The organism is Streptomyces sp. NPDC048484 (assembly GCF_040651415.1).
GTDB lineage: Bacteria > Actinomycetota > Actinomycetes > Streptomycetales > Streptomycetaceae > Streptomyces.
The window spans coordinates 54,045-70,092 of record NZ_JBEZJY010000044.1 but is presented as its reverse complement, the minus strand read 5'-3'; the positions used below and the strand labels follow the sequence as shown (position 1 = coordinate 70,092).

At 68.7% G+C, this 16,048-nt stretch carries 21 protein-coding genes; 5 read left to right on the top strand and 16 right to left on the bottom strand.

Annotation, left to right across the window (positions count from 1 at the left end; translation table 11 throughout):
• The 3 genes from AB0D14_RS34925 to AB0D14_RS34915 form a co-directional block, all read right to left on the bottom strand.
• On the bottom strand, positions 1-603 hold a 603-nt coding region (locus AB0D14_RS34925), incomplete at its 3' end, for a GntR family transcriptional regulator (protein WP_362787095.1).
• Positions 604-799: 196 nt separating this feature from the next.
• Positions 800-1,546 (bottom strand): HAD family hydrolase, encoded by a 747-nt coding sequence (locus AB0D14_RS34920; RefSeq protein ID WP_362787094.1) that lies wholly within the window; start codon positions 1,544-1,546, stop codon positions 800-802.
• A 63-nt stretch (positions 1,547-1,609) separates the two neighbouring features.
• Positions 1,610-2,488: a winged helix-turn-helix domain-containing protein gene (locus tag AB0D14_RS34915; protein ID WP_362787093.1), complete on the bottom strand. Its 879-nt coding sequence runs from the start codon at positions 2,486-2,488 to the stop codon at positions 1,610-1,612.
• A gap of 265 nt (positions 2,489-2,753) precedes the next feature.
• Here AB0D14_RS34915 and AB0D14_RS34910 point away from each other — a divergent pair, with 265 nt between their 5' ends.
• Entirely contained in the window at positions 2,754-2,942 is a 189-nt protein-coding gene (locus AB0D14_RS34910; protein WP_362787091.1) for a hypothetical protein, read from the top strand.
• Positions 2,943-3,062: 120 nt separating this feature from the next.
• Here the strand turns inward: AB0D14_RS34910 and AB0D14_RS34905 are convergent, their stop codons facing one another.
• Positions 3,063-3,974, bottom strand: coding sequence for a GntR family transcriptional regulator (locus AB0D14_RS34905; RefSeq protein WP_362787089.1), 912 nt, complete (start codon positions 3,972-3,974; stop codon positions 3,063-3,065).
• Between the two features lie 205 nt (positions 3,975-4,179).
• Here AB0D14_RS34905 and AB0D14_RS34900 point away from each other — a divergent pair, with 205 nt between their 5' ends.
• Positions 4,180-4,365, top strand: a complete 186-nt coding sequence (locus tag AB0D14_RS34900) for a hypothetical protein (RefSeq protein WP_362787087.1) — start codon at positions 4,180-4,182, stop codon at positions 4,363-4,365.
• Positions 4,366-4,599: 234 nt separating this feature from the next.
• Here the strand turns inward: AB0D14_RS34900 and AB0D14_RS34895 are convergent, their stop codons facing one another.
• Both AB0D14_RS34895 and AB0D14_RS34890 read right to left on the bottom strand, forming a co-directional pair.
• Positions 4,600-5,856, bottom strand: coding sequence for a GNAT family N-acetyltransferase (locus tag AB0D14_RS34895; protein WP_362787086.1), 1,257 nt, complete (start codon positions 5,854-5,856; stop codon positions 4,600-4,602).
• Between the two features lie 107 nt (positions 5,857-5,963).
• The gene (locus AB0D14_RS34890; RefSeq protein ID WP_362787084.1) at positions 5,964-6,494 is read right to left on the bottom strand and encodes an aerial mycelium formation protein; all 531 of its coding nucleotides are present in this window, start codon (positions 6,492-6,494) and stop codon (positions 5,964-5,966) included.
• A gap of 19 nt (positions 6,495-6,513) precedes the next feature.
• Between AB0D14_RS34890 and AB0D14_RS34885 the strand changes: the two genes are divergently transcribed.
• Together AB0D14_RS34885 and dtd are read left to right on the top strand one after the other, a co-directional pair.
• Entirely contained in the window at positions 6,514-6,762 is a 249-nt protein-coding gene (locus AB0D14_RS34885; protein WP_362787082.1) for a hypothetical protein, read from the top strand.
• A gap of 126 nt (positions 6,763-6,888) precedes the next feature.
• Positions 6,889-7,314 (top strand): D-aminoacyl-tRNA deacylase, encoded by a 426-nt coding sequence (gene dtd / locus AB0D14_RS34880; RefSeq protein WP_362787080.1) that lies wholly within the window; start codon positions 6,889-6,891, stop codon positions 7,312-7,314.
• A gap of 121 nt (positions 7,315-7,435) precedes the next feature.
• Here the strand turns inward: dtd and AB0D14_RS34875 are convergent, their stop codons facing one another.
• From AB0D14_RS34875 to AB0D14_RS34865, 3 genes are read right to left on the bottom strand one after another with little or no spacing between them, the layout of a single operon-like run.
• Positions 7,436-8,434, bottom strand: coding sequence for a folate-binding protein (locus AB0D14_RS34875; protein WP_362787078.1), 999 nt, complete (start codon positions 8,432-8,434; stop codon positions 7,436-7,438).
• A 34-nt stretch (positions 8,435-8,468) separates the two neighbouring features.
• Entirely contained in the window at positions 8,469-8,990 is a 522-nt protein-coding gene (locus AB0D14_RS34870; protein WP_362787077.1) for a Fur family transcriptional regulator, read from the bottom strand.
• 18 nt (positions 8,991-9,008) lie between these two features.
• On the bottom strand, positions 9,009-9,584 hold the full coding sequence (locus AB0D14_RS34865; RefSeq protein WP_362787075.1) for an FABP family protein: 576 nt from the start codon (positions 9,582-9,584) through the stop codon (positions 9,009-9,011).
• A gap of 269 nt (positions 9,585-9,853) precedes the next feature.
• On the opposite strand from AB0D14_RS34865, the gene AB0D14_RS34860 reads away from it, so the two are divergent.
• The gene (locus tag AB0D14_RS34860) at positions 9,854-10,216 is read left to right on the top strand and encodes a DsrE family protein (protein ID WP_362787074.1); all 363 of its coding nucleotides are present in this window, start codon (positions 9,854-9,856) and stop codon (positions 10,214-10,216) included.
• A 51-nt stretch (positions 10,217-10,267) separates the two neighbouring features.
• On the opposite strand, the gene AB0D14_RS34855 is transcribed toward AB0D14_RS34860, so the two are convergent.
• From AB0D14_RS34855 to AB0D14_RS34825, 7 genes are all read right to left on the bottom strand, one after another.
• Positions 10,268-10,528: a DUF3099 domain-containing protein gene (locus AB0D14_RS34855; protein WP_362787100.1), complete on the bottom strand. Its 261-nt coding sequence runs from the start codon at positions 10,526-10,528 to the stop codon at positions 10,268-10,270.
• 180 nt (positions 10,529-10,708) lie between these two features.
• Complete coding sequence (locus AB0D14_RS34850) at positions 10,709-10,996, bottom strand: DUF1416 domain-containing protein (RefSeq protein WP_055513194.1); 288 nt, start codon at positions 10,994-10,996, stop codon at positions 10,709-10,711.
• Between the two features lie 37 nt (positions 10,997-11,033).
• Positions 11,034-11,879 carry a sulfurtransferase gene (locus AB0D14_RS34845; protein ID WP_362787072.1) on the bottom strand — a complete coding sequence of 282 codons (846 nt, stop codon included), beginning with the start codon at positions 11,877-11,879 and terminating at the stop codon, positions 11,034-11,036.
• A 554-nt stretch (positions 11,880-12,433) separates the two neighbouring features.
• Positions 12,434-13,195, bottom strand: a complete 762-nt coding sequence (locus tag AB0D14_RS34840; protein ID WP_362787071.1) for a DUF2993 domain-containing protein — start codon at positions 13,193-13,195, stop codon at positions 12,434-12,436.
• Between the two features lie 202 nt (positions 13,196-13,397).
• Positions 13,398-14,705, bottom strand: coding sequence for a hypothetical protein (locus tag AB0D14_RS34835; protein ID WP_362787069.1), 1,308 nt, complete (start codon positions 14,703-14,705; stop codon positions 13,398-13,400).
• A 7-nt stretch (positions 14,706-14,712) separates the two neighbouring features.
• A complete protein-coding gene (locus AB0D14_RS34830) occupies positions 14,713-14,967 on the bottom strand; it encodes a MoaD/ThiS family protein (protein ID WP_362787068.1) in 255 nt (84 codons plus the stop codon).
• Between the two features lie 50 nt (positions 14,968-15,017).
• A complete protein-coding gene (locus AB0D14_RS34825) occupies positions 15,018-15,959 on the bottom strand; it encodes an alpha/beta fold hydrolase (protein WP_362787066.1) in 942 nt (313 codons plus the stop codon).
• Positions 15,960-16,048: the final 89 nt, after the last annotated feature.

Below are 16,048 nucleotides of genomic sequence, written 5' to 3'. Positions count from 1 at the left end.
GGTGTCCACGCCCAGGCCGGTGAAGCCGGCCTTCAGCTCGTCCAGCTGACCGCCGTTCTCGCGGACCATACGACGCCACCGCTCCCAGACCCGGGTGTCCTCGGGGCGTCTGGCGCGAGGGTAGGCGATCGGTTCCGTCGTCCAGGGCAGGAGCATGCGGATCTCCAGCCGCTCCGGTGCGGTCGCTCCTTCGCCGGCGATCAGTTCATGCTGGTTCGTGAGGTGCCTCAGCAGCGTCTCGGCGGTGAGGGTGGCGACTTCCAGTTTCACTTCGGTCTGCCGGAATGCCTGCTCGATCAGGGGTCCGAGCGACGCCGAGCCCGGCCGCTCCGACTGCGGGGGCGCGGGAAGGGAGTTCGGCACCCTGATCACCCGGGTGCCGCTGCCCTGCCGGGTTTCGATCAGCCCGTCCTCGATCAGCTGGTCCACGGCTCGCTGGACGGTATGCCGGCTCACCCCGAACAACTCGGCGAGCGTTCGCTGCGGGGGCAACAGGGCGCCCAGCGAATACGTCCCGTTCTCCAACTGCTCCCGGAGCACTCTCTCCACGCGTGCCTGCGTGGACTCCCTGCCTCCGCTGCCTGCCGATCGTGAGGTAGCCACGCACCGAACCTACCGCCCGGCCGTCGGCAACGCACCACTTCTCACCAAAAAGGCACTCCTATTGGCCTGGCGATTAGCGATCATCCAGGCCGGGGACAACCAATTCACTTCAACCAGTCCAATTGGTTGGACAGTTGAGCCCGGCGGGGAGCCGGGAGCCAGGGAGGGGTGGAGGACCTTGAGCCCTCGACACGCTTCACGCGGCGCCGTCGCGCACGGCCCGCAGGACCGTCTCCAGCGAGTCCACGATGCTCCACCGGGCCACGCCGTCGTCCAGCAGCTTCTGCGCCTCCTCCGGGTTACGCGCGTAGCCGAGAAAGGGCACACCGGCGCTCAGGGCGGCGGCGTGGTCCGACGGGGTGTCGCCGATCATCAGCGCGGTGTCCGGCGCGGCCCCGAACGCGCTCAGCGCACGGTTCAGCGTGTACGGGTGGGGCTTGAGGAGGCTCAGGTCCCGGGTGCGGCCGTAGATGTTGGGCGCGAAGTACCCCATGAGGCGCCGGCTCTCCAGATAGGCCCGTACGGCCCGGTCCGAATTGTTGGTCACGATGGCGAGCCGCACCCCCAGGGCACCCCAGGTCTGTACGAGCGGATCGGCGTACGCCGTCGGCATCGCCCGTACCACCGCCCTCAGCTCCTGCCGGGTGAGCCACTCCTCGAGTTCGACGACCAGGTCGCTGCCTCGGTGCCGCCCGGCGACCTCGCTGAGCACCCAGTGCGGGTCATGGCTGCGCCGCTCCCCCTCGGGCAGCACTCTGGTCAGCCCTCGCGCGGCCAGCCACTCCTCCTGCTCGGTGGCGATGACCTTCGCGGAGTGGCCCGCGAACAGCCGGCAGACCGGTCCGTCGAAGTCGAACAGGACGCACCTCGCGCGCCTGGTCAACTCGTGGAACTTCTCGGTCTCGCCCGCCACCAACTCGAACTGTCCGGTTTCGAATGTCACTCAGAGAGTGTCGGCTTCATGACGATCATTTCCCAGAGGGCGTCTGGCACCTTCTGGCCCTCGTCAGGGGAGCGTGAGATCCGAGGTGATGGTGTCCCACAGCCCGTCGAACCACTTCTGGGACTCCTCCACGAACGCGGCGTCGCGCTGTCCCGACCGCGTCAGGAAGGAGAACAGGAGGGAGGCGGAGCCGAGCGCGTCGTACAGGTCCAGGGTCTGGCTCTCGTACGGCTCCTCCCGGCGCGTGACTACGTAGTAACCCATCAGCGCCTCCTCTCCGTTGAGCAGGTAGAGCTTCACCGGAGGAGTGAACGGCAACGCGCGGAACGTGACGTTCACGTTGATGCCGTGGGAGGACCGCAGGGCTTTGAGGTTGTGCCGCAGGACGTGCCCCTGGGCGTTGCGCATGTCCAGCCAGCGCTGGTGGACCGGATCCTCTTCGGCGTTGCCGTCGACAGAGACGGGGAAGGCGAGGGTGATCTCCCGGGAGGGCACCAGGATGCGGACGTCGATCGACTCGGGGTGCAGCGTGCCGTCGTGGATCCGGCGGACCGGATCGCCGATGGCCAGCATCAGCGTCTCAGCCGTGTGACACACGACGTCTATGCACACGCGCTGCGCGCCGAACGCCTCCACCAGCCGCGGTGCCAGCCCCACCATCGTGGGCCGGGGCTCGTCGCGGGTCGCGGACGCCTCCGCGATGCGGGGCGGGCTTCCCTTGCTGACGTTGCTGAGCAGGCCGTCGTCCTGCAGGGCGCGCAGGGCCTGACGGACCGTGCCGCGCTCCACGTCGAACTCGTCGGCGAGTTCGGCCTGGGTGGGCAGGCGGTCGCCGGCGCGCAGGTCACCCGCGCGGATGCGGTCCCGCAGGATGCCGGCGATCTCCTGCGGCAAAAGCTTTCTGCTGCCGTTCACTGCCACGTTCTCCTGGGTCACGACCAAACGGTACAACTTTGGTCCATCTAACGGGAGTTGTTCGAAAGTTGTTTGCGACTAGGTACCAACTGGGGATAAGTTAAGCATAGTTGGTTGCCAACTTGGTAGAGATGGCGGAAGTTCCGCTTCCTCTCGCAAGTACTTGGCAGATAGGAAGGCTCCGCGACTCCTCCGCACCAGAGCACCACTCCGGCACCACGGCCCAACACCGCACCACAGCACCATCGCATCTCTCCCACCCGCCGCCGCAAGGCCCGAAGGAGGATCCACCATGCCCGCCATCGCCCTTCTCTCCACCCTCCTCGTCGTCGGATTCGAGCAGTTCGTCCAGTGGCGGTACGGCCCGTGCGGCGTCGTGGGACTGCTGCTGCTCACCGTGGGCCTCAAGATCAAGAGCCCCGCCTGCAGCTCCATCGGGGCCATCGCCCTCGCCCTCATGTTCACGGGACCGGTTCGGTGACCTGCATGACTTGCACAACCTGCATGAGCTGCGTGACCTGCACGACCTGCACGACCTGCACGACATTCATGGCCGCAAGATGTGCATGGCCTGCAAGAACCCGTACGAGCGTGGGAGATCTCAGCCCGTGAGCACCAGCTCCGAGCTGATGGTCTCCCACAGTGCGTTGAACCAGAGATTCGACTGCTCCACGAACGTCGTGGCCCGCAGGCCCTCCCCCTGCTCGAAGGCGAACAGCATCGACTGCGTCCCCTCCGCGTCGTACGTCTCCAGGTACTCGTGGTCGATCTCCTCGCCGCGCCGCTTCAGCGTGTAGTACGCGAAGAGCGCCTCCGCCTCGTTGAGCAGGTACAACTTCACCGGCGGGGTGAACGGCAGGGCCCGGAACGTGATGTGTACGTCGATGCCGTGCGTCGCCCGTAACGCCAGCAGGTTGTGCTTCAGCACCTGGCCCTGTGCGTTGCGCTGGGCCAGCCAGCGGCGCTGCACCCGCTCACCGTCCTCCGTCGCGTCCACCGCGGCCGGGAAAGCGAGATCGATGTCGCTGGCCGGCAGCAGTACGCGGACGTCGATCCTGGCCGGTTTTATTCGGCCCTCGTGGATGAGACGCAACGGTTCACCCATCGCGAGAGTCAGGGAGACGGCCGTCAGGCACAGGGCGTCGATCTCCACGTGCGGCGCCGCGAAGGCGGCCGTGATTCGTGAGGCCAGGGCCACCATGGTGGTCTGCGGTGGAGCCGCCGGCCCGGTCAGAGCCACGTCCACGTCCTCGGCAACGGTCGCCGGGCTCCCTCTGGACACGTTGGACAGCAGGTTCTCCGACTTCAGGATGCTCAGCGCCTGCCGTACGGTCCCGCGCTCGACTCCGAACGAGTCGGCCAGCCTGGCCTGGGTGGGCATGCGTGCTCCCGCCCGCAGCTCCCCCGACAAGATCCGGCTGCGCAGCTCGTCGGCCACCTCTTGGTGTGACATCTGTGGCCGCTGTGCCCTCTTCCGCCCGTTGACGGCGGCGTGTTCCGGGTCCACAGCCAAACACTACAACTTCGCGCCATCTTTGGGCAGTTACAGAGAAGGTGGTTATGAGACGCATCCAAGCGGAGATAACTTCATTGAAGTTGGTTACCAACTTGAGCAACATGGTCAAACTACCGGGGGGTTGGCCGCCAGAGTCGCAACAGTCGACCAGGTGGATCGGTCCCAGCGGGGGTTCGCCTCCCCGTCCCGAAGGAGGGACCGCATGCCGTACATCGCCATCGTCGTCGCCGCCCTCGCCATCGGCATTGAGCAGCTGCTGCAGGTGCAGTACGGGGTGACGGGCGTCATCGCCTTCGTCACCCTCGCCATCGGCATCAAGGCCAAGAACTCCGTCATCGGCGGCATCGGGGCAGTGATCCTCGTGATGCTGCTCGCCCAGTCCGGCTGATCGGGCGTCACCGTCCGACAGTCCGGCCGACCGGGTTCCCTTCCGGAGGGGAGCCGGGAGCCCGGTCGGTCCGCACCACCGCGAAACAACTGAATAGCTACGGATGAACAGACCCGAACAACAACAGCACAAGTCGCCGACACCGAACGGAGGCAGCGCCGGGCGCCGGCAGGAACCACCGCTACCACCGCTATAACTGGGTACCGACTGATATCAGTCGGTACCCAGTTGGCATCAGAAGATGTCCGGGCACCACGGTCGCCTGGACGTGCGCAGCAGGGCGTCGGCCACTTGGGCGGCGCCCGCTCGTTCTTCCCGGACCCGGCCCAGCGCCGCGAGCCGGACGGCGGACTCGCCCCCGAGCCACAGTTCACTCAACTCGCTTATTGACAACGTGAGTTCGGCATTCTGCGCGGTCGGGGTGCAGCTCACGCCCTCGGGCGAGGCGTCCAGCCGGTACCGCCCACCGGCCGGCCCGTTCCCGTCGGCCACCTCCAGGACGAGAACGCCCGTCGCGCCGTACGTACGCGCTTCCAGCGCCGCGACGACGTCCAGGATCCGTACCCACAGCCAGTCGGCCTGCGAGGTGATCCCCGCCGCGCGCGGATCCGGCAGCAGCTGTGGCAGCAGGTCGTCGGGAGCCCGCCAGCCCGTCCTGACGCTCGTGACCCAGTCGATCGAGCAGACGTACCGCCACAGGGCGCGCTCCGCGGCGGGCGAGACGGCGATCATGTCCTTGACCTTCGCTGTCTCCAACGGCTGCTTCGCGTCCCCCCAGCGCTCGTCCACCGTGTACGTGAGCAGGCCCTCGACCTCCCCCCGCGCATTGCGGTACACGGCGTGGAAGGGCTCGGTCCACGCGACCCGGTCCGGTACCAGCACACCGGTGGCTGTCTGCCACCACCGCTCGCTCCGGTCGACCGCGCCCGGCTGCATCCGCCTGAGCCGCTCGTGCAGCTCCGGCCCGGTCTTCCGTACCTCGTCACCGTCCACCAGATCGATACGGCCGCCGTCGTCAGGACCTGCCAGGCGGGGGTCTAGCCCCGTCCGCGGGACGTCGATCGTCCACTCGGCGGCCGTCGTCGCCGCGCCGAACCCGTACCGCCCGTAGATCGGGTACTCCGCGGCGATCAGCGTCGCCACGACGTCACCGCGCTCCCTGGCGGCCGCCAGCTCCTGAGCCATCATCCGCGTCAGGATTCCGCGCCGCCGGTGGGTCGAGGTCACGGTCACGTTCGTGATCGCGTCGGCCCGTACGGCCGCGCCGCCCACCGCCGTGATCTCCTGCGCGAACGACCGGAAGGTCGCCACGCACCGCTCGCCGTCGAACGCTCCCAGCGTCCGCTCGGGCACGATGTAGGTTCTGCGGTCCGCGGTCTCCGCCTCCGACACACCCGGCGCCCGCAGGAACCCGGTGTTCAGCGCGCGGATCCACGCTGGGATCTCATCGTCACGAATGGGGCGTACGTCGATGTCCTGGCGCGAACTCATACGCCCACGCTAGGCATACGGCCCGGAAGGTGTCGTGTGGATTTCCGGGCCGTGCGGATCTCCTGGTCCAACGAGGCCTCCTAGCAGGCCCTACGCATCTGCAGGTCCTAGATCAGCAGGTCGTCGACCTGGGCCTCACCCTCGCGGTACCTGCGGGCGATCTCCGCGCTGCTGTCGTCGGCCGTGCGCTGCAGCTGCTGCCGCCGCTGCGAGACCTGCTGCTCGTACCGCACGAGCCGCCCCATCGCGGTGTTCAGCTCCAGATCCGTACGCGCCTCAAGGTCCGACAGCTCGACCTCGGCGAGCATGTCGGCGGCCAGCCGCCGGTACTCCTCGCTGTGCGGCGTCCCGACGGTCACATGCCGTGCCGACGAGCGGTGCCGGGCGGGCCCGTCCGTAAGGATCTCCGACAGCCGCGCGACGACGGACGCTCCCTCGGCGACCGGAGCACCGTGGCCGTCGGCCAGGCCCCTGCGGGGGTCCGTGCGCCGCCCCAGCTCGGCCCGCAGGATGTCGATCCGCCCCTGCAGAAGCCGCCGCACATAACTCAGATCGGCCTCGTCCCGCTGCGCGTCCCTGCGCAGGGCGCGCAGCTCGGGCAGCCGCAGGACACCCAGTTGGGGTGCGGGCTCCGGCATGGGACTGTCCGTTCGCTGGGTGGGCGGACGCACCGCGACCGGACACACCGGTGAAAGTGACGACGGAGACGGAGACGACGGTAGCGGTAGCGATGGGGACGACGGCGGCAACAGCGGAGACGACGACGGAGATGACAACTCCGGTGACGTTGACGGCGACGTTGACCGTGACGGCGGCTCCCCCCGGATCAGCGAGACGAACCCGGAAGACTGCCCCGTATTCGGTGTGCTCATGTGCCTCAACCGTCCCCTCGACCGGCGCGTGTGAGCATCGTGCCACCCCGCGTGGCCGCTATGTGACCGAGTGCCCCCGATCAGCCCCAGATGGACGGTTAAGGAGCAATAAGAAAGACCCCGTACGGAGGTCGACCGAACGCACGGCATGATGGTCCATATGCGTGCGGTGGTGCAGAGAGTGGACGGCGCGAGCGTCGTCGTGAACGGTGAGACGGTCGGCGAGATCAGCGGTGAGGGACTGTGTGTCCTCGTAGGGGTGACCCACGAGGACACCAAGGAGAAGGCGGCCCAACTGGCCCGCAAACTCTGGTCCGTCCGGATGCTGGCAGATGAGAAGTCGTGCTCCGACATCGACGCGCCGCTCCTCGTCATCAGCCAGTTCACCCTCTACGGGGACGCCCGCAAGGGCCGGCGCCCCACCTGGAACGCCGCGGCCCCCGGCGATGTGGCCGAGCCTCTCGTGGACGAGGTCGTGGCCCAACTCCGTTCGCTGGGCGCGACGGTGGCCACGGGCCGGTTCGGCGCACAGATGCGCGTCTCACTGACGAACGACGGCCCGTTCACCGTGCTGCTCGAAATGTGAGCCCCGCAGCCCGTGCCCCGTACCTCACAGCCCGTGCCTCGTACCTCGTGGCCCGTGTCTCGTGCCCCTTGATTCCGGCCCGCCGCCCCGCACGACACGTTCCAGGGTCCTCCAGGACCTTTCAGGGCTCGACCACGATCTCCTGGGCCGCGGCCGTCGTGTCGGCCAGCAGCCGGGCGTCCACGGGCACATTTCGCTTGATGAGGCCGAGGGCGATCGGGCCCAGCTCGTGATGCCGTACGGACGTCGTGATGAAGCCGATCTTGCGCCCCTCGGGTCCCTCGTCCGCGAGACGCAGCTCCGTGCCGTGCGGCGGCAGATGGACCTCGCTGCCGTCCAGGTGCAGGAAGACGAGCCTGCGCGGCGGCTTGCCCAGGTTCTGGACGCGGGCGACGGTCTCCTGGCCGCGGTAGCAGCCCTTCTGCAGATGCACGGCGCTGCCGATCCAGCCCAGCTCGTGCGGGATGGTGCGGTGGTCGGTCTCGAAGCCGAGCCGCGGGCGGTGCTGCTCGACGCGCAGCGCCTCGTAGGCGAGCAGTCCGACCGCCGGGCCGTGCCTGCCCGCGCCCGCGCTCCCGTCCTCGCCCCGGTCCTGCGCGAACGACTCCAGATCCGCGCGTGGGAGGAAGAGGTCCCGCCCGTACGACGTCTCGCGTACGACGGCGTCCTCGGGGACCTCGGCGATGGAACCGGCCGGCAGGTGCACGACCGCGAACTCGCCGGTCCGGTCGGTGACCTCGACCCGGTTGAAGAACTTCATCGACTCCAGGTAGGCGATCAGCGCGTCCTGGCTGCCGGGCTCGACGTGCGCCCAGGTCGTCGTCCCGTCGTCGACGAGATACAGCGCGTGCTCGACGTGACCGTGCGCGGAGAGGATCAGCGCCTCGGTGGCCCGGCCAACCGGGAGATCGCTGACGTGCTGGGTGAGCAGCAGGTGCAGCCAGCTGAGCCGGTCGGCACCGGTCACGGCGACCACCCCGCGGTGCGAGAGGTCGACGAAACCGGTGCCGTCGGCGAGGGCACGCTGTTCTCGGAACAGGTCGCCGTAGTGGGCGGCTACGCCTTCGTCCACTCCCTCGGCGGAGACGGCACCGGGCAGGGACAGCAAAGGGCTTTTCATATCCACACAGCCTACGACCGACTAGTTGCCGATTTTATTTCCTGGAGTCTCTGGCGTCTCTGGCGTCTCTGGCGTTCCCGGCGTCTCTGGCATCCGGCTTCGCCGCGCAGTCCTCACAACGGCCGAAGATCGCGAAGTGCTTCATGTCGGTGACGAAGCCGAAGGTCTCGCGCAGCTTGGCGGTGAAGTCGGCGGCGACCTCGATGTCCGCCTCGATGACGTTCGTACAGTCGCGGCAGACCAGATGGATGTGATGGTGCCGGTCCGCGAGGTGGTACGTGGGCGCGCCGTGCCCCAGATGCGCATGGGAGACCAGCCGGAGCTCCTCCAGGAGCTCCAGGGTCCGGTACACCGTGGAGATGTTGATTCCCGACGCCGTCTTCCTCACTTCCACGAGGATGTCGTCGGGAGTCGCGTGCTCCAGGGCGTCCACCGCTTCGAGCACGAGCTGCCGCTGAGGCGTCAGCCGGTAGCCGCGCTGCCGCAGATCGCTCTTCCAGTCACTGCCTGCGCCTGTGCCCGTGCCTGTGCCTTCGGTGCTGCTTCCAGTGCTCACCACACCGAAAGTCTGCCACTACTTGAAGAAAGCGATCCCGTCGTCCGGCATGTCGTCCGGCAGGACCTTGGCCCAGCGCTCGACGTCCTCCGGGCTGACGACCTTCTTGAGCTGCGCCGACATGTACGGGCGGAGCGAGACCTCGGGGGTCTGCTTCTCGCCGACCCACATGAGGTCGCTCTTCACATAGCCGTACAGACGCTTGCCACCGCTGTACGGGCCCGAGGCGGCCGTACGCGCCACCGCGTCCGTGACCAGGTCGATCTGCGGCGTCTTGGCGGCCAGGTCGCCGTACCAGACCTCCACCACACCGTCGTCGCGGACCATCACGACCTCGACCTTGCGGTTCTCGTCGATGCGCCAGAAGCCTGACTCGGACTCCAGCGGCCGTACCTTGTTGCCCTCGGAGTCGAGCACCCAGGTGTGCGAGTGGTACTCCAGGAAGTCCCGCCCGTCGTGGGTGAAGCTGACTTCCTGGCCGAAGTTGCACTTCTCGGAACCGGGGAAGTCGTGGACACCCGCGCCGGTCCACTCGCCGAGCAGGAAGACGAGGGGGACGAGGTCCTTGTGCAGGTCGGACGGGATCTCGATCATGAGGTCGGCAGTTCCTTGGTGGGGGTCAGCGCTGGCCCTGGTACAGCTTCTTCACGGTGAGCCCGGTGAAGGCGAGAACGCCGACACAGACCAGGATCAGCAGAGCTTCGAAGAAGTACTCAAGCACGGGGTGCTCCTCGGGTGTCGCGGTGGTTAGCAGTACAGAGCCGGTCCCCACTCTAGTCGGGCGGGGACCGGCGCTCTCTCCGAGGTCGCCGACAACACGTGGCACGCCTCTGGGTTGCGGAAGCGTTGACTACCATTCGGGCATGGCGAAGAAGCTCGTGATCAAGGTGACGGCAGGGGCCGACGCCCCCGAACGCTGCTCGCAGGCCTTCACGGTGGCGGCGGTCGCCGTGGCCAGCGGTGTGGACGTCTCGCTCTGGCTGACCGGCGAGTCCGCGTGGTTCGCGCTGCCGGGGCGCGCCGCCGGGTTCGAGCTGCCGCACGCGGCCCCGCTGCCCGACCTGCTCGACTCGATCCTGGCCGGCGGCCGCCTCACCCTCTGCACGCAGTGCGCGGCCCGGCGTGACATCTCGGAGAAGGACGTCATCGACGGCGTACGGATCGCGGGCGCGCAGGTCTTCGTCCAGGAGGCCATGACGGACGGCACCCAGGCACTCGTCTACTGAGGACCGCGTACGGGTGAGGACCGCGTACGGGCGCCGAGGCTGCCGTCGGCGCTAGCGGCGGCGCTTCTTGCCGTCCAGTTCGTCCCACCACTCGTCGGATCTGGAGTCGCCCGACGGGTCGTCCCACCAGCGGTCGTCGGGGCCTCGCCGGTTGGCCGCCATCGCCGCGAGCGGCGGGATCACCATCGCCACCACGCACATGCCCACGGCGACGGGGACCGACCAGAGCCGTACGACTCCCCAGGCCAGCACGAACAACCCGATGCACGTCCCCATCATGGCGAAGTAGACGTGCCGCCTTCGCGCATACATACGTCCAGGGTAGAACGCCGCGGCGCGGACGGCTCCGGACAGGCGGACGGCTCCGGACAGGTCGAAGGGCCGCACCCCGTACCGGAAAGCGTCCAACCCCCGGGGGTGCGGCCCTTCGGCCGTTCATACGGTGCGAATCGCCGGACGGTTCAGTCGGACGGTTCAGACGACTCAGGTGGTTCAGACCGCGATGGCCACTTCGGCCAGGCCGCCTGTCTGGGCGACGACCGTGCGGTCGGCCGTGCCGCCCGGAACGAGGGCGCGTACGGTCCAGGTGCCCTCGGCCGCGTAGAAGCGGAACTGTCCGGTCGCCGAGGTCGGAACCTCCGCGGTGAACTCGCCCGTCGAGTCCAGGAGGCGGACGTAGCCCACCACCGGCTCGCCGTCCTTGGTCACGTGACCCTGGATGGTGGTCTCACCGGGCTTGATCGTCGAGGCGTCGGGGCCGCCGGCCTTCGCTCCACACATGTTTCGTTTCCGTCCTTGAGTCCTTGATGCCTGAGGGTTACTTGTTGGCGCCGAGCTCGATCGGCACGCCGACGAGGGAGCCGTACTCGGTCCACGAGCCGTCGTAGTTCTTGACGTTCTCGACGCCCAGCAGCTCGTGCAGCACGAACCAGGTCAGCGCGGAACGCTCACCGATGCGGCAGTACGCGATGGTGTCCTTGGCGAGGTCGACCTGCTCGTCGGCGTAGAGCTCCTTCAGCTCGTCGTCCGACTTGAAGGTGCCGTCGTCGTTGGCGTTCTTCGACCACGGGATGTTGCGGGCGGACGGGACGTGGCCCGGACGCTGCGACTGCTCCTGCGGCAGGTGGGCCGGCGCGAGCAGCTTGCCGCTGAACTCGTCGGGCGAGCGCACGTCGACCAGGTTCTGCGAACCGATCGCGGAGACCACGTCGTCGCGGAAGGCGCGGATCGCCTTGTTCTGCGGCTTGGCCTTGTACTCGGTCGTGGCGCGGTCGGGGAGCTGTGAGCCGTCGACCAGGTCGCGGGAGTCCAGCTCCCACTTCTTGCGGCCGCCGTCGAGGAGCTTGACGTTCTCGTGGCCGTACAGCTTGAAGTACCAGTAGGCGTAGGACGCGAACCAGTTGTTGTTGCCGCCGTAGAGGACCACCAGGGTGTCGTTCGCGATGCCCTTGCCGGAGAGGAGCTTCTCGAAGCCCTCCTGGTCGACGAAGTCGCGGCGGACCGGGTCCTGGAGGTCCTTGGTCCAGTCGATCCGGATGGCGTTCCTGATGTGGTTCTTCTCGTACGCGGATGTGTCCTCGTCGACCTCGACGACGGCCACGTTCGGGTCGTCCAGGTGCTCCTGGACCCAGTCGGCGTCTACCAGGACGTCACTGCGGCTCATTCTCGTTCTCCTCCGGGGCAGTTTCGGCGGGCGGTGCGTCAGTGAGGGGTGCGGGTACGCGCTCGGCGGTCGATGCTGCTCGGGCGTACGCGGCGCGGGGGCGGCCCCGACGAGAGAAGTCGAAGGGCCCGGCTCGCGGAAGGACGGATGCTTCCGCTCAGAAAGTGCGACAGAGCATGGCGGAGACGCGGCACAGGTCTACTGCCCGCCGCTTCGTGAGATCCGCCTGTCCCCCCGGCCGGAGGACGCTCAATTTGCACTGCATGGTGTCGATCGTAAGGACGGACAGGCGGGCATGTCACCGCCGTGTCGCATGCTGAGACACGATCGTCCGTGATGTGGGATACGCGGGGGGCGCGGCCCGTTCCCGCACGCCCCCGGGGCCTGCGCGGCCCTCGTCATCTCTCCCGCACATCTACTGTGCGGACCGGCCGTCTCGCCTTTCGGACGGCCATCCGCCCGCCGAACGACCTGCCCCTGCCGTTCATGTCCTGATGTCTACGTGCTGGTGTCTACGCACTGCTGTCTACGCGCTGCCGACCACGGCCTGTCCCCTACCCGACGAGGTCGACGTCCGAACCCTTCACCTTGATGTCGACGCCGTCGGGGGCCGCCTCGACCTTGTCAAGCTTGATGCCGCCCGGCAGATCGTCGATCTTCTGCTGGAAGTCGGTGATCAGACGAACCTTCTCCTCGGCGAGCTGCACGCCCAGGTTGGGGAGGGAGTCCGCCTGCACCTCGACCGCGTCGCCCTTGACCCTGACCGAGCTGAGCACCGAGACCGGCTGGGGAAGCTTCTTGCCGAGCACGGTGGCTTCCACCTGGACCTTGATCTTGCCGTTGCCGCCGTCGGAGAGGCCGACCACCTGGGCGGTGACCCCGCTCGCGACGTCCACGGGCTCGGCCTTGGCCGCCTTGAGGAGTTCGCTGTACGAGATCGTGGCCGTGCCGGTGGCGGAGCCGGCCTTCGCGGAGCTGTAGTTGCCGGAGAACGCGACACCCCGCATCTGGGCGGTGAGGTTGTCGATACGGATCTTGGCGGGCACGTTGCCGGCGTTCGTGCCGTTCGCCGCGCCGCTCGTGTCGGCCTCGTAGTCCTTGATGCCGATCTCGACCTCGTCCAGCTCGCCGCCGACCACCTGGGTCAGGAAGGGGAAGCCCTTGATCGACACGTCCGGGGTGCTGGCCAGGCCTTCGTTGGTCTTCAGCTTGTCCGCCGCCTCGTCCTCCGCGAAGCCCACGGCGACGCGGTCGGCGATGACGAAGAGCCCGCCCAGGACGATGGTCACGATCAGAAGTATTCGCAGTGCTCGCATGTCTCCGTGTTCCCCCACCTTGGCGGTCTTCAGTACGCGAGAGTAACCCTGCGCGGGGCCCCCGGCCGGGGGAACGGGGTGGGTTGTCGATCACCTGTGACAGGGGCGGCCCGGTCCGTCCCGTCTCGCGGGCCCGCCCCCGAACCCTCGCTCCTCACCCGCCGGACGGGCTGAGACAGCAGTCCAGCGGGGGCGAGGAACCTCAGGTCAGGGCCCGGCCCAGCAAGTAGACCGCCGGGGCCGCCGCCGCCAGGGGCAACGCCACCCCCGCCGTGAAGTGGACGAACCTCGACGGGTAGTCGTAGCTGGCGACCCGGTGCCCCACCAGGGCACAGACCCCCGCCCCGGCACCCAGAACCGCGCCGCCCTCGCCCAGATCGGTCAGCCCGCCCATGGCGACCCCGGCCCCGGCCGCCGCGAGCAGCGCCACCACCACCGACGCCACGGTCGGAAGCGGAAGCGACCGCGCCAGGATGGCCACCGCGACCGCCACCGCGCCCACCGTCACCGCGTCCGGGTCCGCCGCCAGATGCCCCGTCGCGATGATCGCCAGCGCCGCGGAGACGACCGTGGCCATCAGGCCGAGCATCCGCTCGTCGGGCTGGGCGTGGCTGCGCAGCTGGAGTACCAGGGTCAGCAGGACCCAGACGCCGAGCGTGCCGAGAATCGCGGCGGGCGCGTTCTCCCGACCGGCCGCGAGCAGGGCCACGTCCGCGGTGAGCGCACCCGCGAAGGCGAGCGCGATGCCCTGCCGGGCGGGCCACATCCCGTTCAGCCGGAACCAGCCCGCGGCGGTCACCGCCTGCAGGATCACCAACGGCACGACCAGCGCGTACTGCCCGACCGCCGCCGCGCCGGCGAGCAGCAGTCCGAGAACCGCCGTCAGCACGGCCGGCTGCCCACCGGGCTCGATGATCGGCGAACGCCCCTCGGCACGGGCCCGCTGGGCGTCGGTGAGCCGGGGGTTGTCGGAGGGAGCGGGAGGGGCGGGAGAGGTGGGAGGGGCGGATTCGCCGGGGACGGGCGGGGAGGCCGCATGCTGCGGGGCCCGCCCGGGGTAACCCTGCGCCTGCGCTTGGGCCCGCGCTTGGGCCCGCGCTTGGGCCTGCGGCTGCGGTGTCTGGCCCTGGCTCTGGCCTTGGCCTTGGCCCTGGTTCCAGCCCGGCTCCGCCGGCATCGGCGGCTGTGACATCGGCTGCCCCCCGACGCCGTACTGAGCCGCGTACGGCCCCTGCTGCGGCAGATACGCCGTGTCCGCGGCCGGCGCGACCGGCGGCTGGACCTGGGTCTCCCAGGTCTGGCCCTCCCACTGCTGGGTGTACTGCGGCTGCGCGGCGGCCTGGTCGTACTGCGGGTCGTACTGCTGCCCGGGCCACCCCGGCCCCGGCTGATGTTGCTGGTGTTGTTGTTGCTGATGTTGCTGCTGATACGGGTCGTACCCCTCGTACGGCCCCTCGTGTGGCCCCTCATACGAGCCCTCGTGTGGGCCCTCGTACGGCTGGTTGCTCATGGTCCCGTCACCCTCCTGCGAACGGCGGGAGCACCTCGACCGTGCCGCCCTCGGCCAGCCGTACCGTCTCATGTCCGCGGGTACCCACGGGGTCGCCGTCGATGATGAACGAGCATCGCCGCAGGACGCGGGCGAGTTCGCCGGGGTGTCGCTCGCGTACCGCGTCGAGCGCCTGTGCGAGGGTCGCCGCCTCGTACGGCTCCTCGGCGACGCCTGCCGCGGACTTGGCGGCGGCCCAGTAACGCACCGTGCCCTTTGCCATCTGATTCCTCGATCAACGGTGGAAGAAAACGGGTTACGGACAGGGCCAGGCTAGCCCGCGTGGGTGGCGGTCCATTCCCCGATACGGGCCAGCAGTCCGTCGGCCGCCGCGTTCTCGGCGTGGCCCATCCCCCGCTCCAGCCACAGTTCGGCGTGGTCGCCGGACGCGGCGGCCAGCATGCGCGGATGATCCACGGGGAAGTAACCGTCCCGTTCGCCGTGGACGATCAGCAGCGGGGTGGGCGCGATGAGCGGGACCGACTCCACCGGGGAGGAAGGGACAGGGTCCCAGTCGCGGTGGTGGATGCGAGTGCGCAGCCCATAGCGGCCGACCGCACGGCCGACCGGCCGGGTTACCAGCCAGTGCACGCGCCGCATAGGGGCCGTACCCCGGTAGTACCAGCGGGCGGGTGCGCTGACCGAAACCACCGCGTCCGAATGCGCTCCCGTGCGCCCCTCGTGCTCCTCGTCACTCTTCGCGTGCAGAGCCGCGTGCCGGAGCACCACCGAGCCGCCCATGGAGAATCCGACGGTGGCCACCCGGGTGTGACCGAGCTCTCGCGCCCATTCCACCGCCGCCGCCAGGTCGAGCACCTCGCGGTCGCCGACCGTGGAGCGCCCGCCCGACGCGCCGTGGCCGCGGAAGGAAAAAGTGACCACGGCCGCGTACTGCGCGAACGCGGTCGCCGCCCGTCGGACGTGCGGGCGCTCCAGGTCGCCCGTGAAGCCGTGCGCGACGACAATGGCGAGACCGCCGGCTGCGTCGTGAGTACGGGAGGTGTCTGACGTGTCAGAGGTTTCTGACGTGCTTGTTCCGGGCTGGTACGCGGCGTCGATCGTGACCCCGTCGGCGGTGCGCAGAAACCTTCGCAGCGGCCCTCGCAGCGGCCCTCGCGGAGATCCTTCCGGAGAGCTTTCCGTACATCTCCCCGCCGTCTCAGGTTCTGGACGAATGAAAGATCGCGTCACATGACCTGCCGGACTTTGGCTCATGTGGGCTATTCTGCTGGGCAGAGGACTCGGGCAGCGAAGCCCCCGGGTCCTTTTGCGCTTTCTGGAGCGTTGTATACGAACGCTGTATA